Below are 23,539 nucleotides of genomic sequence, written 5' to 3' on the forward strand. Positions count from 1 at the left end.
CTTTCTTCACAAAACAACAGCGCCCCCGCATTCATTATGAACGCAGGGACGCTGTCAACTCATTAATCACGAAGTTCGATTTTTAGAGGCTTTTTCATCTGCACCAGCGCCTGTTTCTGCCGAAAATTCCGTATCAAGATTTGGAACACCTAATTTCTTTTTTACTTGCTTGGAACTATGCTTCGCATCGTTCTTCTTGTTCATCACATTACACCTCCTCATGTCAGGAGAACCCGTAATTATCTGAGCGGTTTGAGAAAACCACTGTTTCCTCAAGTAGTATTATGTAATGAGCAGCTTCACCCTATGCGTTATTCATAAAAGACTTGTTCTATTACACTGGTAAACTCATAGTAATATTTCTCGCAGAAAACCCCATTTCTTCGTAGAGTTGAATAGCATGGTTCTCTGCAAAGACACCCAGACGAATTTCAGGGTATCCTTCTAGTTTTAAATGGTCAATGGCATTTTTCATTAACTGCTTAGAAATCCCTTTTCCCCTGAATTCATGCTTCACATAAAGTTCATAGATAAAGCCAATCACCATATCGGTAAATTGGTCTTTACTCGCCCCAATTAGAATCCAGCCCATTAACTTAGAATCTTCTGTTGCTATTAAGTAATAACAGCCCTTCTCCAAAAGCGGCTCAATAAGTCGTTTAATTTTCTCATCAGTAGGTTTTACTCTGCCCATTGTCCCTTCAAACAAGGCTTGAGGTGAAAGCATCAAAATTTCTTCAAGTTCCAAAATGTTCGGTTTCCTAATTTCCATGTTGTATAGTTCGTTCCTTTCATGTATTCGTAATGTATTTAAAGCAATATACTTTTATCCAGTTTTAAACATACCAACTGTCATAAAGTTCGCCTTTTTACAAGATTCCAACACCATAGTTCGTTTTCGAAGGTTTTTGTTCAATTGTTTATGCAACTCTAAAAAGCGGAACCAGGACAAGTAGTTGTCCATATACTTAGTCGCTACACCATTAAAGAGTTCTATCCATTTTTTTAGACGTTGGTGATAGGAATTGACATGTTGGATATGAAGTACACCTTTTTTGACATGAATGCCTTTACTGGCGTTAATGATTTCGTGTGGAATACCTTTTTGCTTCGCAAATGCTTTGTAGTTTGTGGCAGAATCGGTGCAAAGGACAACCTCTTTTTCAAGACACCCATTCAGTGTTTGGTCGATTTCATCGGCAGTGGTGCGTCCACGTCCAGCAACTTTTGACAAAACGTTTCCGTTTCGGTCATGAGCGACAACCACGCTGATTTGCTCTTTGCTGATGCCACGCTTCTTCGCTTTACCACCACGTTTGCGAGGTTTTTGATTCGTGACAGATTTCTTGCCCTTATCGCTTTCTAAAAAGTACGTTTCGTCGCTCTCGATGATGCCTTTCAACGTAGAAAAGCCAATTGAACGCAATGCAATTAAAATCTTGTATCGCCAATAGAAAGCAGTGGAAACGTGGATTTCCAATTCTTCTGCGATTTTTGGCAACGTAACCCCATCTACCATCATTTGAAAGTATTTTAGCCATTTGTGAGGATAATGGTTCCTGAAATCGGGGTTTGCCGTCATATCATTAAATGATTTTCCACAGCCTTTGCAGATGTATCTCTGACGGGAACGATATTTGCCGTTACGTTTGTTGTTGACACTACCACAATGGACACACGCCAAGCCACTGCTGAAACGCACTTCCCGAATTTCTCCAACCATATTGGCAATGTCCTCTTTGGGTTCAGGGAAAAGCGTATCTTTAATGGCTTAAAACAATGAATGTTGTTCAGACTTAGGTAAATCGCTAAAATCGCCATAAACAGCCTTCCAGTCCATGTGCTATAACTCCCAACAGACAAACCTTTTAACCTAATTATAACAGAAATATAGCAACAATATATCAGAAAACAGCCTTTGCATAATTGCTTCTTTGTCACCGAGGGCAGCAGCCGAGGCGTGAATGTGATGTTACCCTTAACGATTTCTACCTACACTTTCAACTTCTAATGTACTGTTTGGTTGTTTTGATTGTCTAACAAGTTTTCCTCCTACAAAGTATCTACCGTATTCCTTAATTGTTTTTTCGATTTCGATTTCAGTTGGAATCTCTTTTATTCTCCAAGTTAAAAAATATGCTTCTACTTTGCCGCCATAGAAAACCCAAGAAAAAAATCTCTTTGCAAATCTATGTGCTCCCTTAGCTCTAAACCTATTCATTGATTCCTTATCTCTCCAAATTGTAACCGTTTGACCAATTCCCCCCTGCAATTGCCCTGAGAGTTTCGCATATATTAGGTTTTCATTCTTGGTGAGTTGTTTCTTTACAAATTCATTTACAATACCATTTATTATTATTCTGATAAAATCAAATTTCTCTCCACGAGTTACTGAGATAATTGCATTTCTAGGCAAATCTGTGTCACTTTCACCTAATGTAAATGTGGCTCCGTATTTATTGTTTGGATCTGGATGCTTTCGCCATACCTTCATAAAAAGCCCCTCCAATTATACGTTCAGGACTTTCGCCTAACGTTTTGTATTCACGAAACGCCCCAACCTTAGATTGCTCTTATCTAAGGCTGGGGCGTTTATCGCCTGAGCCTCTTCCATGATTATACATCTGACAACCAAGAGGCAGTAGAACTGATGCATGAATACTTTGTTAGCAAATATCCCCGACTTATTCGACTTGCTCCCGAATCAGTTCCTTTATTCACAAAATTCCGTCCCACATTCTTCCATTAAATTTCTTTAGTTCCAATTATCATCTTTAATCCAAGTCGATTCCCCAAGGGTCATGCTTTCTCTTTAAAAGTGTTTTATTGTTTTTAATGATCCCATAGCAGATTCCGTTATGTGAAGAAAGAAGTCCTTTTTAGTTTAGTCGCCGGATTCGGGGCTTTGTTTGTGCGAGCTATCAAGGGCTCGTTACGTTAACCGTTAGCTAGTGCGCCTGCTCGCTCTGTTGCAGCATTTCTGTCAAGTAAGGGTTCAAGAATACGCCCGAAGGATCAAGCTCTTGACGAAGACGAAGAAATGCATCCCACTTCGGATATACCGTACGTAGCTGCTCCGCGCGCAGCGTGTGCATCTTGCCCCAGTGCGGTCTCCCGCCATTCCGTCTACAGATCTCCTCTACTTTGGCAAAATAGTCGGCATACTCCATCCCACGGTACATATGTACAGCGATATAGCCAGAATCACGTCCATTCGCCGGACTGAGCCATATATCGTCTCCCTGAACATAACGGCATTCGATTGGAAAATGAACAACAAATTGATTCCGATCTACTGCATCACGTATTTCCTCAAGTACAGTTCGCATACGGTCTGCCGGTACACTGTACTCCATTTCATTAAATCTAACCAGCCGCGGCGTCGCGAAAATAAGGTGACTATGCCCCACTTCCTGTACATCCGGTACGCTTGTTGCTGATAATCGGCTTATTGGCTTGCAAAGACGCGGAATGAAACGGCAGCATTCCGACAATAACCAGAATAGTGCATTCTCCAGCAGCATGACTTTCCAGTAACTCCAGCGGCTTGGCGTTCCGGGAACCTCATCCGTCTTATTAGTCAGTTTTACTTGAGCGATATCCGTATAAGGAAACCAAAAAAATTCGAAATGACGGTTTTCCTTTTTGAATAGATCAAGCTGTTCAAGGCATTGGGAGAATGGCATTTTGCTGCTTGTATAGCGGAGAGCGTACGAAGGTACAACGCGAAGCTTTACCTTAACGATAATCCCGAACATCCCTAGTGACACCTGCATCGCCCGAAAAAGTTCTTCATCCTGCTGGGCTGAGCATTCGAGGATTTCCCCTGCCGCTGTCACTACCGTCAAACTTACCACTTGCGTTGCGAGACTCCCGAGCCGCTCCCCTGTCCCATGTGTTCCTGTACTGATCGCTCCTGCTATGGATTGCGCACTTAATATCGCCCAGATTCTCTTGCGCGACCCCATAGTCATGCAATTCTTTCCCGAGACGGTCCAACTTTGTTCCACCCCACACCTCGGCAATCCCCTTCTCCGAATCAATAGCAATCACACCCTGCAATTGATCCAAGGAGACCAATACATCATCGGTCTGGACGAGTCGGGTAAATGAATGTCCGGATCCAACAACACGCAGCTTCCGTCCTTCGGCGGCACATTCCTTAACAATCCCGACTACCTCTTCTATGCTGCCCGGATATACAATGCTTCTTGGCAATCCGCGTACGAGTCCTGACCAATTGCGCCATACTTTCGAATTGCGTTCCTTCAAATTTACAGAAAGCATAGTCCGTCCCCCCGATATGTCGTTGTCTTGCCAACGATACTGCCATTCGAAATGTAGTAGAGATGTGCGAATCGCTCACATAACTCTCCTGCTTTGCTATGACGCATGAAGATCGGATCGCCGAGTTTCAACTTCTCTAGCCCGTTGTAGCGGATCGGCGTCTGGACTTCGCCTGCCCCTTCCATCGTAAGAAGTGCCGTACCTTGCGGCAGGTATGGACGCGGCAGTTTGTCGCTGCCTGCAGCACCCGAAGCCGTGTATCCGCCGCCCAAGCAAGTGTAGAGATCGCCTCGCGGCTGACGCACGATCTCGATCGCATACCCTGCGGCGGGCAGCAAGGTGAAGTCCCGATAGTGGTCGAACAGACCGGGCGAATAGAACCCCGAGCCGGCTGTAACCTCGGTGACGTCCGGCTCCATGCTGCTTGAATGCAGGCTGCCCGTGCCGCCTGCATTCAGGAACCGCAGCGGTGGAATGCCCAGGCGCTCGATCGCCGCGACCAGCTCGGCTCGCCTGGCAGCGGCTTCACGAATTGAGCGGCGCTTGAGCAACCGCACGATCGCGTTCTTCAGCGCCTGCCCAGGCACACGGTCGCCTAAGCCTGCGACCTGCGCTTCATAGCCCATGAGCCCGTCGAGCACGACGTGCTTCGACTGCGCGATGCGCTCGATGAGGCTGAGCGCCGCAGCTGTAGAGCGTATAGGCGAGCGCCATACGCCGAAATGCAGCCCCGGGACATCGATCGACATATCGATGTCCACACAGAGCGGCAGCCTCACACCATACTTGGAGGCTACCACTTCCGCCTGCTCGACATGCGTCTCGCAGTCGACCATCAGCGTGATGCTGCGCCCTTCACGCTGATGCATGGCGACGGACTCGAGCAGTCGTGCGTCCGTCGCAGGATAGCCTAGCAGCAAGTCGGTGAATCCTTGCTGCGCAAGATAGAGTGCTTCGGGCACCGTGAAGCACATGATCCCTTGAAACTGCGCATTTTCCTGTAGAATGCGCCGAAGCACATCAACAGAGCGGATCGATTTACTCGCAATGCGGACTTTTTTTCCATTCGCAAGGTGGAGAACGCTCTGAATATTCTGCTGTAACAGATCCAGATCAACGAAGGCAAAGGGCATCGGAAGCCCCGTGCAGACTTCTTTATAGTAACGGTAATCACGCACTCAACTCGGCCTCCTTTGTCTGAAGATACACGATTTCTTGTATTATAAATATTCTAACAATAGAGAGATAACCCAATTTTCTTTGGTGTTTTTGTCTACAAACGATCTTATATCAGGAGAGCGTTATAGCCATTTCTTGTATCGTTACTGTGTTCACGAAACGACCCAGCCTTAGATAGCTCTTATCTTAGGCTGGGTCATGTGTTGTTTGCTATATCTACCATGATTATACATCTGACAACCAAAGGGCGATATCCCTGCATGAATGCGGTGTTAGGTGAAGTCATGCCCTCTGGATAAATCATTTTAGATTCCGAAATATATCAAATTAAAATCAATCTATTACCTTACTCAATTTATCTATACCATTCTTAAAGAACTGCATACACTATATCATCCTTAGAAAAAGGAGTGATATAGTTGGCAAACAGAGATGTACGTCTTGCTCTTTGGTCAGGTACCAATTTTACTGGTCGCCGGATCCTCTTCAGACGTGGAGGGGTTGCGGTTCGTGATCTTGGAGCGTTTCGATTTGACAATGTGCTTTCAAGCTTCCGACTCAGAAATGTTGTGCAAAGAAATGAAGTAACACTTGTCCTGTTTTCGAGAATTAACTTTCAGGGGTCATTCCGGGTGTTCCGTGGCAGTCAAAATGTAGCTAACTTAGGCAATTTCAATTTCAACAACGTCACATCTTCATTCGTTTTGGTAGGCCGCAATCTTACTAACACGGAAATATCTCGAATTCAAAGCACTGGAGTACCTCCTCGAGACATTCTTATTATAAGACAATAGATCTAAATAAATGTTCTTTTGAGATAAGAAAATAATAGTCTGTTACAACAGCGGCAGTCTAGGGCTTATTTATCGTCCTAGACTGCCGACTTTATTGAACGCAACATAACGTTGCTGTATCTACGAACCCGGTGCAGCGCACCGGATCCAACGGACTTAGCCACTCAGGTGGTTTGTTCGCTGAATCCGCCTCTGCTTTACATTTCTAGCTAACCAAGGGCAAAGCCCGCAGTGTAGACATGGTGTTCTGAGACTTCCTTGCAACACTCCAAAATCTTATAAAAAAACCTGCAATTTTTATTGCAGACTCCTTGACTCTAGTATATTTAAATCAATTTGAAACTTCCCGCTTAACAGTATGTCTAAACCTAATAGACCGTTTATATTTTGATATCGTACCAACCCTAGAACCTTAACCCCAACGGAGCGGCCACAGCGTGGTTAGGTTCACAGGGTTGTCCACCTGACTTCTCTTTTCTGAAAACCTACGAGCGGATCGAGCAGCCGTTAGGCTGCGATGCGTGAATACGATGATATACTCAAGTCCTAACTTCCTGATATACTCGCATCTATTTTCTTGTTCTTATAGTCTTGAGTCAGTGAGCTATATATTTTTTCTTGTTCCCATGTCGTTATTGTAAATTCCTTATTGTTTTTAAATGTATTTTACTTTGTTAGGTATAATAAAATGGCTTGTTCTTTACTATTAATGATATAGTTGACCTGTCCTTCATATATAATGAGTTAAGATTCAAGGCAATCATTCCTTTATATTGTTGTGTTTTTTTGAACTGTCTAAATAGTCTTTTTTCATTAGGAATTGCGCTAAGGCCTCTTGTATCTACGAACTCGAGAGGCTTACGACAGCTTGCTGCCGGGTGGCTCCGCCACTTAGACTTAGCCCTACCAATTCCACTTCTTTGAAATGCCTCTGGACAGACCAAGTGGGCTTGTCCCTCGAGGCTTGAATACGGTGACTATACCCCACTTCCTGCACATCCGGTACGCTTGTTGCTGATAATCAGCTTATTGGCTTACAAAGTCGCGGTATGAAACGGCAGCACTCAGCCAATAACCAGAATAGCGCATTCTCCATCAACATAGCTTTCCAGCAACTCCAGCGATTTGGCGGTCTGGCGGTCTGGCGGTCTGGCGGTCTGGGAACCTCATCCGTCTTATTAGTCCGTTTTACTTGAGCGATATCCATCGAAGTCTATATCTTCATCGATTCACCTGATAAACGTATTATGTACACGTTCTGATTTCATAAAATAGGGAATCCAAATTGCACATGTTATTACAGATTTCACTATATCCCTTAATGAGCTTCCATCTTCCAGTTCACTCGCTAAGGGAATTTGAATTACTAATAGATAATCAATTACCCCAATGATTAAACTAACACTATAAAAAATTATCATTAGCCGAGGTAATGTGGACTTCTTTCTATAAAAATTAATGAGTATAAATATACAGAAGAATAAAAATAGCACATTATATATCGCCTCGAAAATAAGTACAGGTTCCCATAAAGGATGGTAATATTGTGATGTTGATGACGTTAGTACTTCCCATGTATCGGATCTGAATGCAGGTAATGAATGCTGGAATAGTTGCACCGTTAATAGAATCATCGTTAAGTAAAGACCGATTTGTACGAGAATCAACCAGCCTCCTAGCCCAGATATACCTAATGGCAGATGGTCATATTTCTGTTCTTGAACATTTGTCTCCATTGAGAAAACTCCCTTTTATCTCAGTTTTTCTATCTAAATTCTTTAATTCCATTTTCAAAAGCTTCTTGGTCATTATGATCTAACCCATGTAGAGCTTCCTGCAAAGCAAAGGTACTTCTATAAAAATGAACTCGTTCTGAAATTTGCCTTCCATTCGGGTATAAATTCGTGCATATTTCAAAAAACTCTTCTCCATAGCTGGAGAGAATTCCCGCAAAATCATATGCTGGATCCCCAAGTCCGGAACCTCCGAAGTCAATAACTCCTGCAATCCTGTTTTCTTTTGGAGCCCATAAGATATTACTTGCTCCAAAGTCTCCATGGATAAAGGTTTGCTCCAAATTCTGATTATATGTATTATTCAAAAATCCAGTAAAGTTTTCTACTACTTTTTCTTGTGCATCTCCTCGCATAAAAGGAAAGAGTTTCTCTTTAATTCTTACATATAGATTTTCTATAGTTCTATGTACACTTTCATGTTGTTTTTGAGAAACAAAAGCTTTCGGTATATCCATAGAATGAAGTTCAATTAGAAAAGTAACAAGTTGTGAGGCAATTGCATTCGTAAGGTTTTGACTTTTGATATTAAACAGTTCTTCCTTCCAAAAAGGAGAACCCTCAATTAGCTTATAGCCCATGAAAGCCTTACCTACCACCATTTCATCAAAAGATTTATAGGCTGGATAGGGAATCGGTATCGCTACAGTTTTACTGATAGATTCCAATAACTCCGTTTCTCGTTTTAATTTTTCTAATCCTTGCTTATATTTAGGAAACCTAAAGACGAGAGATTGATTAAGAATAAATACATCATTGTTCTGTCCGATCTCATTTTGTTTAACATCTTGAATATGTAAATTTGGGTAAACTTCTTGAATACGTCGAATGAATGTAGAGATCATATTTAAACTCCTTCAATTACAAATGTTTTTCTAGCTTGAATTTTTGGCTGATTTCCTATAACGTTCTGGTATTCACGAAAGGCCACAACCTTAGATAGCTCAATGTTATATGGCGTACTTGCCTTCCTGAATCACCACTAAAGCTTTAAATATTCATGCTTCAAAATACTCATTATTATACGATCAACATATTGACCATTTTTATAGACTTCGTCTCTTAGTGTGCCATCCCTCTTGAAACCTGACTTTTCATAACTTCGAATAGCACCAGGATTATCAGCATCTACCGTCAAATACACTTTATGCAGGTTTAGACGCTCGAACGCAAAACCTAGGACAACACCTATCACTTCTGTAGCATAACCTTGTCCCCATACCGTCTTGTCCCCAATCCAAATACCAAATTCGGCATGCTTGGACCAAGGATGGATGTTAAACAATTGGGTGCTACCAATCGGGATACCGTCTTCTTTTATAATGGTAAAATAGACAGCTGACGGATCTGTTTGCGCATACCCCCGTACACGTTCTTTGACTACCGCCGGTGTTAGGGGTATACCACTTCCTGATGGTAACGTTCGGTTAACTATAGGATCGGACAGCCATTCATATCGCTGTTCCCAATCATCTTCAACAACTGGCCTTAATGTTACTCGTTGTCCGTATAGCATACTTCCCCTCCATGCTCCTGAATTGGTACTCGTTTTAGCCTTCAAATATGGATATACCATTTCGGTTTAAGAAGTCTAAAATAATCATGGTCTTCTAACACTCTATCAATCTTATCCATCGCCAAATAAAGTGAATACAATCTCCAGAAAAGATCATCAGGCTCCGTGTCTTTATGATATCCTCTAATCTGACCAATTGAAAAAGGAATTCTAACTTCTGAACTAAACATTCCTACCTTTAGGAATTCATGAACGGGATCACCCCAATCGAATCTATTAAAATCTATTACTCCTTAGAGTTGGTTATCCTTGATGATAAGATTTCCCACATGAAAATCATCATGCTGGAATAGATTTTGGCCTATGTCTCATTAATTGTAGAAGATTATCCTCAATGGTGTTATAGGATGTCAGCGCCTTCTTCTCATTACTAACAAGTTTATCCTTACAGTCTTAAGCTATCGTATCGTTTTATGGATCGAATTTACTATTCATTTATGTTACAACTATTATTTTTTATTTTAATTTGTGTTTTTACTTTGAGATCGTTTGTTAACTTAATTATATTGTCTAAGTTTTTCCCGAAATCTATTAATGTTGTTCCCATGGTAGGTCTGCTTGTAATGATGACATTGCATTTTTGATCACTTATTTCCTTTATATCAAATTGTATCAAGTCTCCCCAAGTACGCCAATTCACTCCAACATTTACTGTAAAAAAACCTTTATCCTTGTTTAACAGTTCAATTTCACTTTTTTTCACACTACGTATCGATTCCAAACATAACGCGAATACTTCTTCTTTATTGCCTGTTACTTCAAATTCAATCGAGTTAATTACACTTATTCCCGTTTTATTTAATCCAGCTTCTCTCAAATAAGACCACTCGATATATAAAATTATCAAAGTAAATGGTTTGCACTGATTTCGTATAACGTTGTTGTATCTACGAACCCGAGAGGCTTTAGGGAGCGCATGCGACCGGGTTCGACGTACTTAGCCTCGCAGGGGTGTCAGCTGAGTAACTTCTCTGCCTACTACTCCTTGCTAACCAAGGGCAAAGCCCGCAGCGTAGATACGGTGTTATATGATGTATCTGCCTTCTTTAAAATGCTTAAATAGTATCAAAAGAGATGTTTTTTATGTACGTTAGATCTCCATATCGAATCTCTATGGGATACTCTGATATCTCCTGTTTCAGCAAATCAATACTTTCATTTATTTTACTTTTAATTTCTGCCCTTTTGTAAATACTATATAATACATCCTTTATTGCCCCAAAATTTTCAATTGAACTGCGTACTCCTAATTTCACCATATTATGCTGATCGGTAAAATCATGAAACAAATCTATTAATATAAAACTTTCCTTATCATTTCTCTTAAAAAATACAAGAACATCCCCCTTGCCAACACTATAAGTTCCTTCGCCGTATGATAAATATTTATTATATAATTCCGTTATATCGAGTTTGATATTGAATTGTCTAATTAATTTTTCAAAACTAGATGCCTCATCTGTATCATCAATCAAATCAAAAAACGGTAAATAAAAAGATATTGAATTTGTAAGTCTCTCGAAGAAGGCGCTGACATCCTATAACAATGTGGTTCTATTGTGTAATAGTACTGGCCACTAGCCCAAACCATCGCTCAACCCAAATAATGGAGTTAAGTTTATCATAGCCATCTATGCAGCGCGAAACCAGCGCTGCACCTCCTGTTCATATTTTAAAGAAACGAAGTTGGCACTATCTACATACTCACCAACTTCGTTTTAATTGATTTAGTCTCCACAATGGTGCATGTTAGTTACATACACGAGTTACACTACAAGCGCTGAGCCGGATAGAATATCTTTGATAATCATAGAGTTTGCTTCCACATGCTCCACGTTCAACATCGATTCATGTCCTCCGATACCTTGATGAATAACGACTTTTCCCGAGGTCGCCGAGTGCCATTCTACATAATCGCGATCATAGTCCCCGTCTGTCGAAGTTGTAGAACGTATAAGATGAATGTCTGCTTGTATGGTGCCACTATTTTCCAGATTATAGAAGTATGTAAGAAACCGCTGCAACCTCCCTCGGTCTTTTTCAGCGAACTGATAATCTTGGAAGATTGGGCTGGCCAAATACTGATCGCAAATTTCCTCCAGCAGCGCTTCAGAAGGAGAACTGGCTTCTTTCTTGCGGTAAGCATCGAGAAGGATGAGTTGGGAGACCCGATGACCGGCCGCTTCCATCGCTTTGGTCACCTCGAAAGCTAAATGTCCACCTGACGAATAACCTAGCAACGAATAATCACCTTCTGGCTGCTGGTCGGTTATCAGCGCAATATAATGTTCCATATGGTGCGGGTGATCGATATAATCAAGCGAATAGACAGACATTTTGTCCAGTTGTTTGCCAAGTTCGAAGTAAATCATCCCCAGACCGCCCAGCGGTGAAAAGCAAAAGATGGCCTTCTTCCCCTTCTTATTCATCAACATAATGGATTTCGGTTCGATCCGGTATGTGCTCAATAAATATGAGGCCATGCTTCTGACCGTTGGGGTTCCCAAAATGACCTGGAGCGGTAAATCGACTTGATATTCCCGACTCACCTGCGAAACGAGCATCATCGCCTTCAAGGAAGTTCCGCCCGCCTCGAAGAAATCGTCCGTCACTCCGATTCTGTGATTGTCCAGAAGATTTTGGCACAATGCGGCCAAACGGTGTTCCCATTGGTTTAGCGCAGCTGCATTTTTCTGTTCGATAATGATATCTTCCGGCTGATGCAGCGCTTTGCGGTCGACTTTCCCATTATGTGACAATGGCAACTGTTCAAGCGAGATAAAGTGGGTCGGAATCATAAAGGCAGGCAATCGCGCGGAACAGTGCTCTCTCAATTGTTCCGGGGTTAAGAAGTTAATGGAAACGTAATAAGCGCATAGCAATATTTCTTCATTCGCGCCTTCCCACGCAAGAACGGCCGTATCCTCAATATCCGCATGATTGCGCAGCACTTCCTCAATCTCCGTCAGTTCAATCCGATATCCGCGAACTTTTACCTGATCGTCTAATCGGCCGACATATTCCAAGCGTCCATCGTCGAGCCAACGCGCAATATCTCCGGATTGATACATCTTTTCTCCCGGAACGAACGGATCGTCCGCCAATGCTTCTTGCGTCACTTCCGGCAAGTTCAGATATTCTCTGAATAGCCCATAGCCTGCTATCCACAATTGACCTTTGACGCCGATAGGAACGAGTTTGCGCGCTTCATTCAGAATATACACTCTGACATTGGCGATTGGTTTGCCGATCATTAATTTCCGCTCCGGGCCAAGGTTCCGCTCAATAGTCGTAATGATGCTGTTCTCGGTCGGTCCGTATTCATCCGTTAATTCGATTCGCGGAAAAGCCTCCTTGCTTCGCTCCACAAGCTTCGCGGGAAGCTTTTCCCCACCTAATGTCACAACTCGAAGTGTTGATGCATCCTCTTCCCTTAGGCAAACTAACAGCGCGGCATAGAGACTCGGCACACAATCGATATGAGTCACGCGATGTTCCCGGATCGCGCTTCGGAGCATTAAGGGATCTCTTGCATCTTGATCGGATACTAGTACAACTGCCGAGCCTGACATGAGTGGCGGGAATAAACAAGATAGGAACGCATCGAAAGCAAACGAATAGATTTGGAGGACGCGATCGTTCGCGCCAAAATCGTACTCTTCTTTTCGCCATAAAACCGTATTCACAACGTTACGATGCTCAATGAGTGCGCCCTTGGGTCTTCCGGTCGTTCCTGACGTGTATATCACATAGGCCAAATGATTCAATTCGCTTGTTGAAGGCAGGGGTAAACGGTTCGCGGCATCGATCGCGACGTCGTTCAAATCGATTGTAATTCCAGCGAATCTGATTTCCGCCAGGGAACCGCTTGCGAGCAGCACCTTCATGCCACTATCGTCAATCATGAAGCGTTGCCGATCTTCCGGATACTCTGGATCGATCGGCACAAAGGCTCCACCTGCTTTCAGCACGGCTAGTATGGCGATAACCAACTCCGTCGATCTGACAGTGCGGATACCGACTCGATCCTCAGGTCCAACGCCGTGTGCGCGTAGAACATGCGCCATTTGATTCGAGCGTTCGTCCAACTCCCGGTAGGTTAGCACATCGCTTTCGTATAAGAGCGCCGGCAGATCCGGCGTTTGTTTGGCTTGGTCGCCAAACATGTCATGAAGTGTTTTCGCTTCCGTCCTGTCGGCTGTTACGAAAAACTGATGCAGTAATTTATGCAAGTTATCTTCAGTAATCATTTTTATGTCACTGACAGGAACAGTACGGACGGTGTCCCCTGCAATCAATTGATCGATAGTGTAAATGAGTTGCTTCTGAAGTTGTTCGATGAACCACGGGTCGTGAAGAGATTCGTTGTAACTGAACTTGATTTGCGCCTCTTCCGGGAACACATGAACGGTCAAACGATGGTCGACTTCTTGCGTATGAAAATCGGCGATTGCAAATCCGAGTCTGTTCATGGATGCCCGATCATCCATGAAATTCCGGTCGATTGGGAAATTTTCAAAGATCAAGTAATGATCGATCACCGTATGCTTCAAATCAGTTGCATGATGAATCTCACGGAAAGGAATGAAATCGTATTTCATCGACGAAAGTGCGTTTAGTTGCACCTTGCGTACGCATTCGGCAAAGGTATCAGAAGAATCAATCCGAATCCGTACGGGAATCGTATTCATGCATAGCCCTACGATCCGGTCAATGCCTTCAATTTCAGCCGTCCTGCCGGATACGATAGCACCAAACACGATATCGTCACTCCTGGTATACGAACGAATTACGAGTGCCCATACCGTTTGAAAGACCGAATTGATCGTGGCCTGATGCATACGGCCGATGTGCTGAAGACGTTCCATTCTATCTTTGCCCAAATTAAAAAGGACGTTTCTTCCTTCAAAGGTCGTCGAAGAGCGAGTCATTTCTTGGTTCGACGCTGGCAATCCTTCAAGGGGGCGATAGCCATCCAAGTAATTTTTCCAATAAGAGATTCCTGCGGTTCGATCTTGCTTATCCAACCATTCCAAAAAAAGGTTATACGGTATTTCTTCTGTTTGCTGAAGAGCTTTCCCAGCCCGCAGCATACTGTAACAGTCAAGAAGATCTCGGAATACATTGGAAAATGACCATCCATCCAAAATGATGTGGTGATTGCAGCATACAAGCCTGTAAGCTGCATCACCGATGCGGAAAACGGCTATTCGAAGGAGAAGATCTTTCGCCAGGTTAAAATCCCGTTCTTTATTGGTCATCTTCCAACTCTGAAGATACGAGTCTTGTTCGTTCGCTGTCAAAAGTGATAAATCTTCGTAAGCGATCTTCATTGTCCTTTCATGCATAATGACTTGTAGAGGCTGAGGCAAGTTCTCATGCACGAAGACCGTCCTCAAGCTGTCATAGCGCTTAATGACGTGATTCATGCTTTGTTCCAGAAGCTGCACATTCAACTCCCCATACAGATTGGCTTCCATTTGCACAAAATAAAGTCGCGACGCTTTGTCCACAAGTGAAGTGAAAAACATTCCTTCCTGGGTCGGGTTAAGTGGATGAATTCGTTTGATGTTATCCTTTGGCTTCATGGCTTCCTCCTGTCATCACGGCGCTACTCGACAGACTCGACAAGGCCGTAAACTTGTTCCAATTGTTCTAAAGATAAGTTACCGTACCCCAGATCGCTTGGCGTTGGATCATTAAGCTTCTGCTCGGCACAGTGCTTGATAATGCTTCTCAAGTTCATTTGAAACCGTTCCAGCAAAGCGGTCATCGTTTCCTTATCATACTCAAGCCGATTATAGGCGATAATCAAGTGCATGCGACCATCCTGCACATAACCGGTTAGCAGTAGGCTAGACGTCCTGTCGGCATCACTTGACGTTAAGCGTCCCATAGAATAGGAGGATGGTTCAAATCGTTTCCTGCGCATGTCTCTATCGATTTGACCCAAATAATTGAAGCTGACTTCGGGTCGCAACCGAAATGTGAGCTCGGCCAGTTGCTCTTTAGGCGTCAAATATTTTAATATTTCATAACCAATCCCATTATTAGGTACTCGTCGCAGCTGTTCTTTGACCGATTTAATTGTATACGGCAAGTTTTTGCCTTGCGCCATATGAAGGACAACGGGGAATTGCGTCGTAAACCAGCCGACCGTACGTGTCATATTTATTTCTTTGACAATCGGCTCGCGTCCATGGCCTTCCAAGTTCACGACAATTCGATCCACTTCTGTCCATTCCTTCAGTGTGAGACCGAGCCCTGCTAGTAAAATATCGTTGATTTCCGTCTTATAAGCGTGATGAACCTTCTTAAGCAGTTGCTCAGTCTCGGATACCGTCAAACTTAGACACACTTCCGATTCGTTGCCCATACGATAGTCGGAACAGACGTGATCTTTCGGAATAGGAACGTACAGCGTTTGCTCGACGTTCGCCCAATAATCAATCTCACGCAATAATTCGCCGCTGCAGGCATATCGGTTCACTTGTTCGGCCCACTTCTGGAATGAGTCCGTCTTTAATGGCAATGCAATCGCCTCATGACTGATCGCCTGTTCGTAACAGGTTTCAAAATCTTCCAGCACAATCTGCCAAGAGACCCAATCCATGATCAAATGATGGGCGATCAGCAAAAGATGATCCCCTGACGGCGTTTTAAATAAAATTGCTTTAAGCAAAGGTCCGTTGTGCAGATCGATACTTTCGTGCAGCAGATTTGCGTGCCTAGTAATTTCAACATCCACAGACTCTATCGTATCCAAATAAATGATATCCAGATCCAACTGCTGCTGTTCCAAGTCGCAGATCGACAGCTGCTGAAGGTCCCCGTCTTCACGCACGACGAGACGCAGCATATCATGATGCTCTACCAGCTTTTCAAGCGAACTGCGCACAGCCGTTTCGTCCAAACCGGCTTCGGCATAGTTCATGACCGCTTGATTCCATTGCGACGTATGGCCAAGTCCGCTCTCGAAAAACCAACGGATGACCGGTGTCTCTTTAACAATCCCCGTTACCATCCCTTGTTCGATACAGTTGCCTACAGGGCGCAGTTCTCGACTAAGATCTTTCAAAACCGGATGTATGAAAATCCGATTCATTTCAAGCTCCCAGCCTTTCTTAAATAATCGGGAAGCGATTTGAACCGCCATAATCGAATCTCCGCCTAAATGGAAGAAATTACTGGAAAGTCCAATATTCTTCGCCCCGAGAACCTCCTCCCAAACTGTGGCCAGTACCTTCTCTGTCTCGCTTTCAGGAGGCGTATACTCGTCTTCCGAATTGCCCAGTTCAGCGGGCTCAGGCAACAGCTTGGCCTCCAACTTCCCGCTAGACGTCACCGGAAAGCTGTCCACACGCGTATAGTAGGTCGGAATCATATAAGTAGGAAGCTTGCCTGTCAGCATAGCGCGTAATTCTTCCCCGTCCAACTCGCGATCCGAGCGGAAGTAAGCACACAGCCGATCATGCCCGGAAGCGATCTGTTTCGCGGCAACAAAGGCTTGATGAATATTCGGATGACGTTCCAAATGCCGTTCAATTTCCCCGGTTTCGATACGAATACCGTTTATTTTCACTTGATCGTCCCGTCTTCCGAGAAACTCGATGGTTCCATCCGGCAACCATTTGGCATAATCGCCGGTTCGGTACATGCGTACGCCATCATGGAATGGATGGGGCACAAATCGTTCCGCCGTTAGTTGCGGATTGTTCCAATATCCCCTTGCTACGTTAGCACCGCTTACATACAATTCTCCGCGTACACCGACGGGCACGGGCGCCAACTGCTTATCTAGAATATAAATTTGCGTATTGGGAATCGGACGGCCAATGCAGGTAGGTCGGCTTTCGGCCGTAAACTCATGCATGGTTACAAAAATAGTCGTTTCCGTTGGACCATACAAATTGAACATTTTCCTGCTCTCAGACAGCCAATCTCGAATGTCGAAGGAGCAGGCTTCACCCCCAGTAGCGATCGTATGAAGCGATGGCGGCAAGCGATGTGGATCCATGGTAGACAGAATAGATGGTGTCAGAAGCAACGAGGTTACGCAATTCTCCTTCAAGAACTGCAACAAAGCCTCCCCACCTGCGCGTGCTTCCGGGCTGACTAGACATAAAGCGGCGCCAGAGGTCAGTGTACAAAATATTTCGAATACCGACGCATCAAACGTTGGCGAAGCAAACTGCAGCACAATATCGTTTTCCGAAATGCCAAGCAAACTATTCGAAGCGGTGACTGCGTTGCATAGACTGCGATGTTCGACAGAAACGCCGTTCGGTTTACCGGTAGAACCCGATGTAAACATCAGATAGGCCAAATGATCGGTAGTCGCTACACATAACGGATTATTAGCGCTTTCCTCCTGAATCGACTCCCATATTTCGTCCAGCATCAGTATGTGCCGGATTGACGATAAATCGTCAATGATTCCTTCTCTCCGGGACACGACGATATCAATATCGGAGTCGACCGCGATTTGCCGGATTCGCTCTTCCGGAAAGGATGGATCCAAGGCGACATAGGCGCCTCCCGCTTTCATAATGCCCAACATGGCGGCAATCATTTCAGGCGATCGCTCAAGGAACAGACCGACTCTCGCCTCCGGTTCGATACCCGCCTTTTTCAACGCGTGCGCAATCTGATTCGCACGTTCGTTCAATTCGCGATATGTCATCGTTTGATCGCCGTAGATGATCGCTGTATGATCCGGCACAGCCTGCGCTTGTTTTTCGAACAAATGATGTAAGCATGAATCTGAAGCATACGATTTGTCCGTATCATTCCATTCGTGGACAACCTGCGCATACTCGTCTTCAGTTAACATATCCAGCTCATGAAGAGATTGCTGCGGGTCGTTTGCAATGCTTCGCAGCAAGCGATCCCAATGAACAGCCATTTGCTCGAAAGTTTCTTTGCGGAACAGATCCGGCGAATACTCGAGGAACCCTTCCAGGCCATACTCGGTTTCCGAAAGACCAATCGTCACATCATACTTGGCCGTTTCGCCATCGATCATTTCAGTCGTTACTGTCAATCCAGGCAGAGTAAACTTTTCTTCCGGCACATCGACATATACAAAAACCGCCTGCACGAGCGGATTGCGGCTTGGGTCGATGGGCACTCGCAACTCATCGAGCAGCAACCCGATTGGCATCTCCTGATGTCTATACACATCCATTGCGGTCTCGCGCAAGTTGCGGAGCAAATCAAGGAAGCTCATGCTGCCAGTCATCCGACTGCGTATCGTTCCCATCGTCAAGAAGTAACCCATCACTTTTTCCATCTCGATTCGGTTCCGGTTGGCAAGCGGCGTTCCGACCATAATATCGGATTGCCCTGTATACCGATACAACAGCGTTTGGAATGCTGCCATCACAACCATGAAAGCTGTCGCATTCTCTTGTTTCGCAATATGCTTCAAGCGATCAAGAACATCCTTCGGGGAACGAATAAAGACGCGGGCACCCCTATAGGTGATGGCCGCAGGCCGTGGGAAGTCGGTTTCGATGTCCAGGATGTACTCGCAATCCATGAGCTGTTCTTTCCAAAATTGAAGCAGTTTCTCTCTAGTCTCGCCCTGCAAATAGGTACGCTGCCACTGGGCATAATCGGCGTACTGGATGGGCAGTTCGGGGAGGCTGGCGGAAACGCCAGCAAGCGCGGCCTCATAGTGCGTCATAAGTTCCTCAAAGAAAATGGAGAACGTAATTCGGTCAATGACAATGTGGTGAATGGTAAGCACCAACATCGCTTCCGTGTCCGACAAGGTGAATAGTTTAAAGCGGATAAGCGGACCCGTCTGAAGATCAAAGAGGCGCTGAACTTCTTCGCGCATCAACTCCTGAGCAGTGCTTTCCCTAGATTCTTCGTGCAGATGCCGCAGATCGACCTGGGGTACGCTGACTTGCAATTCCGGAAGTACGGTTTGAACGGGATCGACACGGTCAAAAACGGTACGCCATGCTTCATGTCGCTTCACAATTTCGTTGATACCGCGCTCTAGCGCTTCGTGATAGAAGTTCGCCTTTCAATCTAGCTGCGCCGTAGACATTGTACGTATGCGATTCGGGATGCATCCGGTTAAAAAGCCATAACCGTTCCTGGTCGAAGGATAGCGGACTGGAGCCTTGATGACTCCTCCTCGGTATCGCTGCCTGCTCAGAGCCAAGCTCAAACTCAGAATCGATATTTCGAGCCTTCAACTGTTTCTCGAACAAAGCTTTTTGCTCCGGGGATAGCGACTTAATCCGATCTTGGATCGACTTCATACGTAAACTCTCTCCCTTTCCAGCGAAAATTGTCGATTTAATTCAGCAAGCAATGTCAAGCTGTTCATTACCGTTTCATGATCTAACCCGAAATCGATCAGACAAGCGATATCACCGATGCCGATGTCTCTGTAGGTTCGAATCAGTTTCTCACATTTGTCCGGTGTGCCAAGCAGCGCGCTTTCATCGAAATACAATTCGAAGGCACGGGATACAATGCTATCAAAGTCTGCTGCGGATAGATCGGAATATTCCGATATAAGATTTCTCTGCTGGCGAATAAACGTTTTTAGATACGCTTGAAGAGGCTCCTTCACTTTGGCTTTTACCTCTGCGTCGCTTTGGCCGAGACAGGTATGAAGCATGAGAGCTACCTTCTTGGAGTCCGGATCGAAGCCGTACTGCTTTAGTGTTTGCCTATACATGTCGATGTTGGCCTCCATTTCCGCAAACTTTGCCCCTGTAATTCCTGTTAAAATGTTAGCTCCAATTTTAGCGGCTTCCCGGAATGTATCCGGATTCCCATTCGTCGCGATCCAGATGTCAAGAGGCTGCCGAAGTGGTCTGGGCAAGGTTCGAACTGTATGGACAACGCCATTGGCATCGGTAAAAGGCACTTCCTCCCCGTTCCACAACCGCTGAACAAGCTCGATGTTCTGAAGCATCTCTTGTTTGCGGTTTGCGTAATATTCGGGGATCTGATTGGACGCAAGCAAAAAATCGGCCGGATGCCAGCCCGTAGCGAAGGCAACAGAAACGCGGCCGCCAGACAAGTTATCCACCACCGACCACTCCTCAGCAAAGCGAATCGGATGATGTAGCGGGAGTACCACGCTTCCCGCCCTCAGCTCTAGCCGCTCAGTCGTCATCGCTAGCGCTGCACTTAGTACCGACGGATTCGGATACAGTCCTCCGAAATCTTCAAAGTGACGTTCCGGTGTCCAAACGGCGGCGAATCCGTTCTGATCTGCAAAAGTTGCGCTTTCTAGTAGCAACTTGTACTTGTCCGGTCCCTCAATCGAACCATCGCCGGAGAAAAAGAACAGACTCAAATCGATTCCGGCGTCAGTCCGCTTCTGCTTCGGAATAAAGGTGGGCGCATTCGTGTCGAGTTCTTTCTTACTTGCTGCCTGCTCCTCCTCAATTGCCATAAGCGATTCGAGTCCTCTCTCCATCATGCGCTTCTCCAGCAGCTCCCGCTGCTCGGGCGATAGCGCAGTCAACCTGCCCTGCAAATTGCTCATCACCCAACACCTCCCTCTAACCGTCTCGACTAAGCGCGTGCAGCAACTCATCTTCGGACATGAACTCGATTTCATTCAACAGGCGTTCTACTTCATCCCATTGTTTTTGCTTCGTCTGTGAGCGCGAGACAGCTTCAGCCAATTCGGCAACGGTCGGATGATGGAAAATAATATCCATCGGTATGTCGCCGTGAAACTGATGTCGAAGACGGGCCACCAGTTGGATCGCATGTAAAGAATTACCGCCTAAGTCAAAGAAACTGCGATGGACACCGATATCCGAAATACCGAACAGCGTCTGCCAGATCGCCGCAATTTTTTCCTCCGTTTCGTTTCTTGGCGCACTGTGGCTTACTTCCTCATGTGTTTCGCCTGCTCCGGAGTTGATAATAACTGGAGAGGTATGAATCGACTGCCAGTCTTGGCTGGCTGTTTGAAAGTTTTGCTTGGACACGATGATTTGCGGCAAACCGCTGGCCAACATCCGCTCCAGCGCATGGATGCCTTCTGTTGCGGCTATGCCGTACTGCTTCTGCACATGGCGCAGCTGCTCTCTCATTTGCGGGGGAATTTCCTTCTGTCTATCGAGCCATACATCCTCCTGCCACATGCTCCAATTCACGGAAAGCGTCGGATAACCGGTCGCCGTCCGATGCTTGGCAAAAGTGTCCGCATACCAGTTGTAAGCGCAAAGATCCATTTGACCCGCACCGCCTGTTATAGCCACTGTTCTTGAGAACAGCACCAGAAAAGCGTCCGGATTGTTCAATGACGATGCCAATACAGACAACCCGACCAAATAGGGAACAATTCGCTGAGTCGTTTCTTGAATGTCTTTGAGTTGAATAAGCCCCGAATCGTACGGCTCCGATGCAATCAACATGCCATGAATCGAACCGAAACGTTCTTCCGCTTCGACAATTATTTGTTTTAGTTCCACTTCATCCGCCAAACTTGCGCTTGCATACCAGACTTCCGAGCCGTTTTGTTCAAGAGCTCGGATGCTCCGAATATGTTTGGTCGTTTCCGTAGTATCGTCAGAGGAAAGATACCGATCCCATTCGGAAATGTCAGGCAAAGGAGATTCCCCGATAAGAATGAGCTTAGCCTTCACCGCTTTGGCAATCGCTTCTGCCATCAACAGGCCAATGCCTCCATCTGCCCCTGTAATGAAGTACACGCCCCCCGTCGCGAATAGAGATGGTTTGCTGCTCTGATAATGGCAGTCTAACCCCTTCGATTGTCTGTACATAGCGATGAAAGCCTCGATAGGCAACGAGAAATTCTAAAGAGGAGCTGCTAATTTCAATAGCCAATTGTTGTACATACCGTCGTGAGAAGGTTACGGCTTCGCTAAAATCGGCAACATCCACATCGATCAAGCGTGTGCCTATTCTTGCATATTCCTGTGGAATTACCCGCAGTGCGCCAACCAAAGTCGCTCGCTCGGGATTAGCAACACGCTCATGCGCAATTTGCAGAAGATTACCGGTCAATACGATCAATTCTACGTCTTGAAATACGTGTTGTAGACCTATCGCCTGGGCAAGCGAAACCAGACTGAACAGACCTTGCTGCTGTATATTCTCATAGGACTGATAACGATCCGAATGGTTATTTGAGAGATCAGCATCCAAATTGCCGAGATGGATAACTTTGTTCGGCAACCGACGATGATATGCTGCGATGTTACCAATCAACCGCTCATAAGAATCGGACTGTGCAGGGTTGTATACGAGGCGGGAGTCATTCATTGAATCGTTAAGATCGCCACTATGCGCCAGGATAACGGTATTGCCGAAGCGTTCCAACTCCTCTTTCAACGTCTCGGATACACCGCAGTTATCCGATAAAAGCAGATAAAGCGGCTTTTCTTGCATTTCCTTTTTTTCCGGCTGTTCATGCATCTCTGCCTCTTCTAGCCCTGCGGATCCCACCATGCTGCCAGAATGCTCCGTCTCCGCTTTTGACATCTCAAGCAGCGGGGTTGTCAGGAATGGCAGAGCGGTTTGCTTCCACATTGGGGCATAAAACCATTCGCCGCTATCGGGGTTGCTCTCAGCGCCTGCTTCCTGATAACTTGCTCTCGTTTCATGCTCTTTCAGTGGCAAATAGTAGATGTGACGCTCAAACGGATAAGTGGGCAAACAGACACGTCGCCTTGCATGCAAAGGGGCAACCGACGCTGGGTCCACGTTCACTCCGGAGCACCATAATTCTCCAATCGCTCGCAGCACACTTGCATAAGCGGATTGCTCGTTTGCCTCCGCAGGCAGCATAAAGATCGCCGATTTCTTCTCGTAATCGCCGCCGATTTTGCTGTCTGACCATCGCACTTAAGGTATGGCCAGGACCGATCTCCACAAATTCGAGTATTCTCTTGCATCAA

Annotated in this window: 16 protein-coding genes and 2 pseudogenes; 1 reads left to right on the plus strand and 17 read right to left on the minus strand. The window is 45.3% G+C overall.

Translation table 11 applies throughout. The features are described from left to right. Nucleotides 1–66 precede the first annotated feature (66 nt). The 6 genes and pseudogenes from AZ66_RS31385 to AZ66_RS13100 all read right to left on the minus strand — a co-directional run bounded on the left by AZ66_RS31385 (nt 67) and on the right by AZ66_RS13100 (nt 5,465). The gene (locus AZ66_RS31385; protein WP_156159958.1) at nt 67–204 is read right to left on the minus strand and encodes a hypothetical protein; all 138 of its coding nucleotides are present in this window, start codon (nt 202–204) and stop codon (nt 67–69) included. A 130-nt stretch (nt 205–334) separates the two neighbouring features. Continuing rightward, nucleotides 335–772 (minus strand): GNAT family N-acetyltransferase, encoded by a 438-nt coding sequence (locus AZ66_RS13080; protein WP_044355265.1) that lies wholly within the window; start codon nt 770–772, stop codon nt 335–337. 54 nt (nt 773–826) lie between these two features. After that, a pseudogene (locus AZ66_RS13085) lies at nt 827–1,840 on the minus strand (IS1595 family transposase). Between the two features lie 138 nt (nt 1,841–1,978). Further along, on the minus strand, nt 1,979–2,494 hold the full coding sequence (locus AZ66_RS13090) for a hypothetical protein (protein ID WP_021260559.1): 516 nt from the start codon (nt 2,492–2,494) through the stop codon (nt 1,979–1,981). Nucleotides 2,495–2,948: 454 nt separating this feature from the next. Further along, a pseudogene (locus AZ66_RS13095) lies at nt 2,949–4,287 on the minus strand (D-arabinono-1,4-lactone oxidase). Continuing rightward, entirely contained in the window at nt 4,275–5,465 is a 1,191-nt protein-coding gene (locus tag AZ66_RS13100; RefSeq protein ID WP_044355266.1) for an amino acid deaminase/aldolase, read from the minus strand. Before AZ66_RS13100 ends, AZ66_RS13095 begins: the two are co-directional and overlap by 13 nt. Before the next feature lie 420 nt (nt 5,466–5,885). Here AZ66_RS13100 and AZ66_RS33560 point away from each other — a divergent pair, with 420 nt between their 5' ends. Beyond that, a complete protein-coding gene (locus tag AZ66_RS33560) occupies nt 5,886–6,260 on the plus strand; it encodes a hypothetical protein (RefSeq protein ID WP_082061568.1) in 375 nt (124 codons plus the stop codon). A gap of 1,229 nt (nt 6,261–7,489) precedes the next feature. Here AZ66_RS33560 and AZ66_RS33760 read toward each other — a convergent pair. The 11 genes from AZ66_RS33760 to AZ66_RS32625 all read right to left on the minus strand — a co-directional run bounded on the left by AZ66_RS33760 (nt 7,490) and on the right by AZ66_RS32625 (nt 23,486). Further along, complete coding sequence (locus AZ66_RS33760; protein ID WP_021260567.1) at nt 7,490–7,996, minus strand: DUF2569 domain-containing protein; 507 nt, start codon at nt 7,994–7,996, stop codon at nt 7,490–7,492. A 29-nt stretch (nt 7,997–8,025) separates the two neighbouring features. Beyond that, nucleotides 8,026–8,898: a phosphotransferase family protein gene (locus tag AZ66_RS13110; RefSeq protein WP_044355267.1), complete on the minus strand. Its 873-nt coding sequence runs from the start codon at nt 8,896–8,898 to the stop codon at nt 8,026–8,028. A 137-nt stretch (nt 8,899–9,035) separates the two neighbouring features. Next, complete coding sequence (locus AZ66_RS13115) at nt 9,036–9,569, minus strand: GNAT family N-acetyltransferase (RefSeq protein ID WP_044355268.1); 534 nt, start codon at nt 9,567–9,569, stop codon at nt 9,036–9,038. A gap of 487 nt (nt 9,570–10,056) precedes the next feature. Then, nucleotides 10,057–10,446, minus strand: a complete 390-nt coding sequence (locus tag AZ66_RS13120; protein ID WP_044355269.1) for a hypothetical protein — start codon at nt 10,444–10,446, stop codon at nt 10,057–10,059. A gap of 238 nt (nt 10,447–10,684) precedes the next feature. Further along, nucleotides 10,685–11,104 (minus strand): hypothetical protein, encoded by a 420-nt coding sequence (locus AZ66_RS13125; protein ID WP_231586858.1) that lies wholly within the window; start codon nt 11,102–11,104, stop codon nt 10,685–10,687. A 291-nt stretch (nt 11,105–11,395) separates the two neighbouring features. Next, nucleotides 11,396–15,217, minus strand: a complete 3,822-nt coding sequence (locus AZ66_RS13130) for a non-ribosomal peptide synthetase (RefSeq protein ID WP_044355271.1) — start codon at nt 15,215–15,217, stop codon at nt 11,396–11,398. 23 nt (nt 15,218–15,240) lie between these two features. After that, nucleotides 15,241–19,617, minus strand: coding sequence for a non-ribosomal peptide synthetase (locus AZ66_RS13135; RefSeq protein WP_231586859.1), 4,377 nt, complete (start codon nt 19,615–19,617; stop codon nt 15,241–15,243). Then, nucleotides 19,604–19,906, minus strand: a complete 303-nt coding sequence (locus tag AZ66_RS32620; RefSeq protein WP_231586860.1) for a hypothetical protein — start codon at nt 19,904–19,906, stop codon at nt 19,604–19,606. The genes AZ66_RS13135 and AZ66_RS32620 overlap by 14 nt, the downstream gene beginning before the upstream one ends. After that, on the minus strand, nt 19,903–21,150 hold the full coding sequence (locus AZ66_RS13140) for a MupA/Atu3671 family FMN-dependent luciferase-like monooxygenase (RefSeq protein ID WP_044355272.1): 1,248 nt from the start codon (nt 21,148–21,150) through the stop codon (nt 19,903–19,905). The genes AZ66_RS32620 and AZ66_RS13140 overlap by 4 nt, the downstream gene beginning before the upstream one ends. Before the next feature lie 16 nt (nt 21,151–21,166). Then, nucleotides 21,167–22,288, minus strand: coding sequence for a KR domain-containing protein (locus tag AZ66_RS29810; protein ID WP_052648500.1), 1,122 nt, complete (start codon nt 22,286–22,288; stop codon nt 21,167–21,169). Next, a complete protein-coding gene (locus AZ66_RS32625) occupies nt 22,254–23,486 on the minus strand; it encodes a hypothetical protein (protein WP_052648501.1) in 1,233 nt (410 codons plus the stop codon). The genes AZ66_RS29810 and AZ66_RS32625 overlap by 35 nt, the downstream gene beginning before the upstream one ends. Between the last annotated feature and the right edge of the window lie 53 nt (nt 23,487–23,539).

This window comes from Paenibacillus sp. E194 (genome assembly GCF_000935845.1).
GTDB lineage: Bacteria > Bacillota > Bacilli > Paenibacillales > Paenibacillaceae > Paenibacillus_B > Paenibacillus_B alvei_B.

Coding starts and splice junctions, on each gene's coding strand:
- AZ66_RS13130 (WP_044355271.1), bottom strand. CDS start 15,217: ATGAAGCCAAAGGATAACATCAAACGAATTCATCCACTTAACCCGACC.
- AZ66_RS33760 (WP_021260567.1), bottom strand. CDS start 7,996: ATGGAGACAAATGTTCAAGAACAGAAATATGACCATCTGCCATTAGGT.
- AZ66_RS32620 (WP_231586860.1), bottom strand. CDS start 19,906: ATGAAGTCGATCCAAGATCGGATTAAGTCGCTATCCCCGGAGCAAAAA.
- AZ66_RS29810 (WP_052648500.1), bottom strand. CDS start 22,288: ATGGCAGAAGCGATTGCCAAAGCGGTGAAGGCTAAGCTCATTCTTATC.
- AZ66_RS13110 (WP_044355267.1), bottom strand. CDS start 8,898: ATGATCTCTACATTCATTCGACGTATTCAAGAAGTTTACCCAAATTTA.
- AZ66_RS13080 (WP_044355265.1), bottom strand. CDS start 772: ATGGAAATTAGGAAACCGAACATTTTGGAACTTGAAGAAATTTTGATG.
- AZ66_RS13140 (WP_044355272.1), bottom strand. CDS start 21,150: ATGAGCAATTTGCAGGGCAGGTTGACTGCGCTATCGCCCGAGCAGCGG.
- AZ66_RS13090 (WP_021260559.1), bottom strand. CDS start 2,494: ATGAAGGTATGGCGAAAGCATCCAGATCCAAACAATAAATACGGAGCC.
- AZ66_RS31385 (WP_156159958.1), bottom strand. CDS start 204: ATGAACAAGAAGAACGATGCGAAGCATAGTTCCAAGCAAGTAAAAAAG.
- AZ66_RS13115 (WP_044355268.1), bottom strand. CDS start 9,569: ATGCTATACGGACAACGAGTAACATTAAGGCCAGTTGTTGAAGATGAT.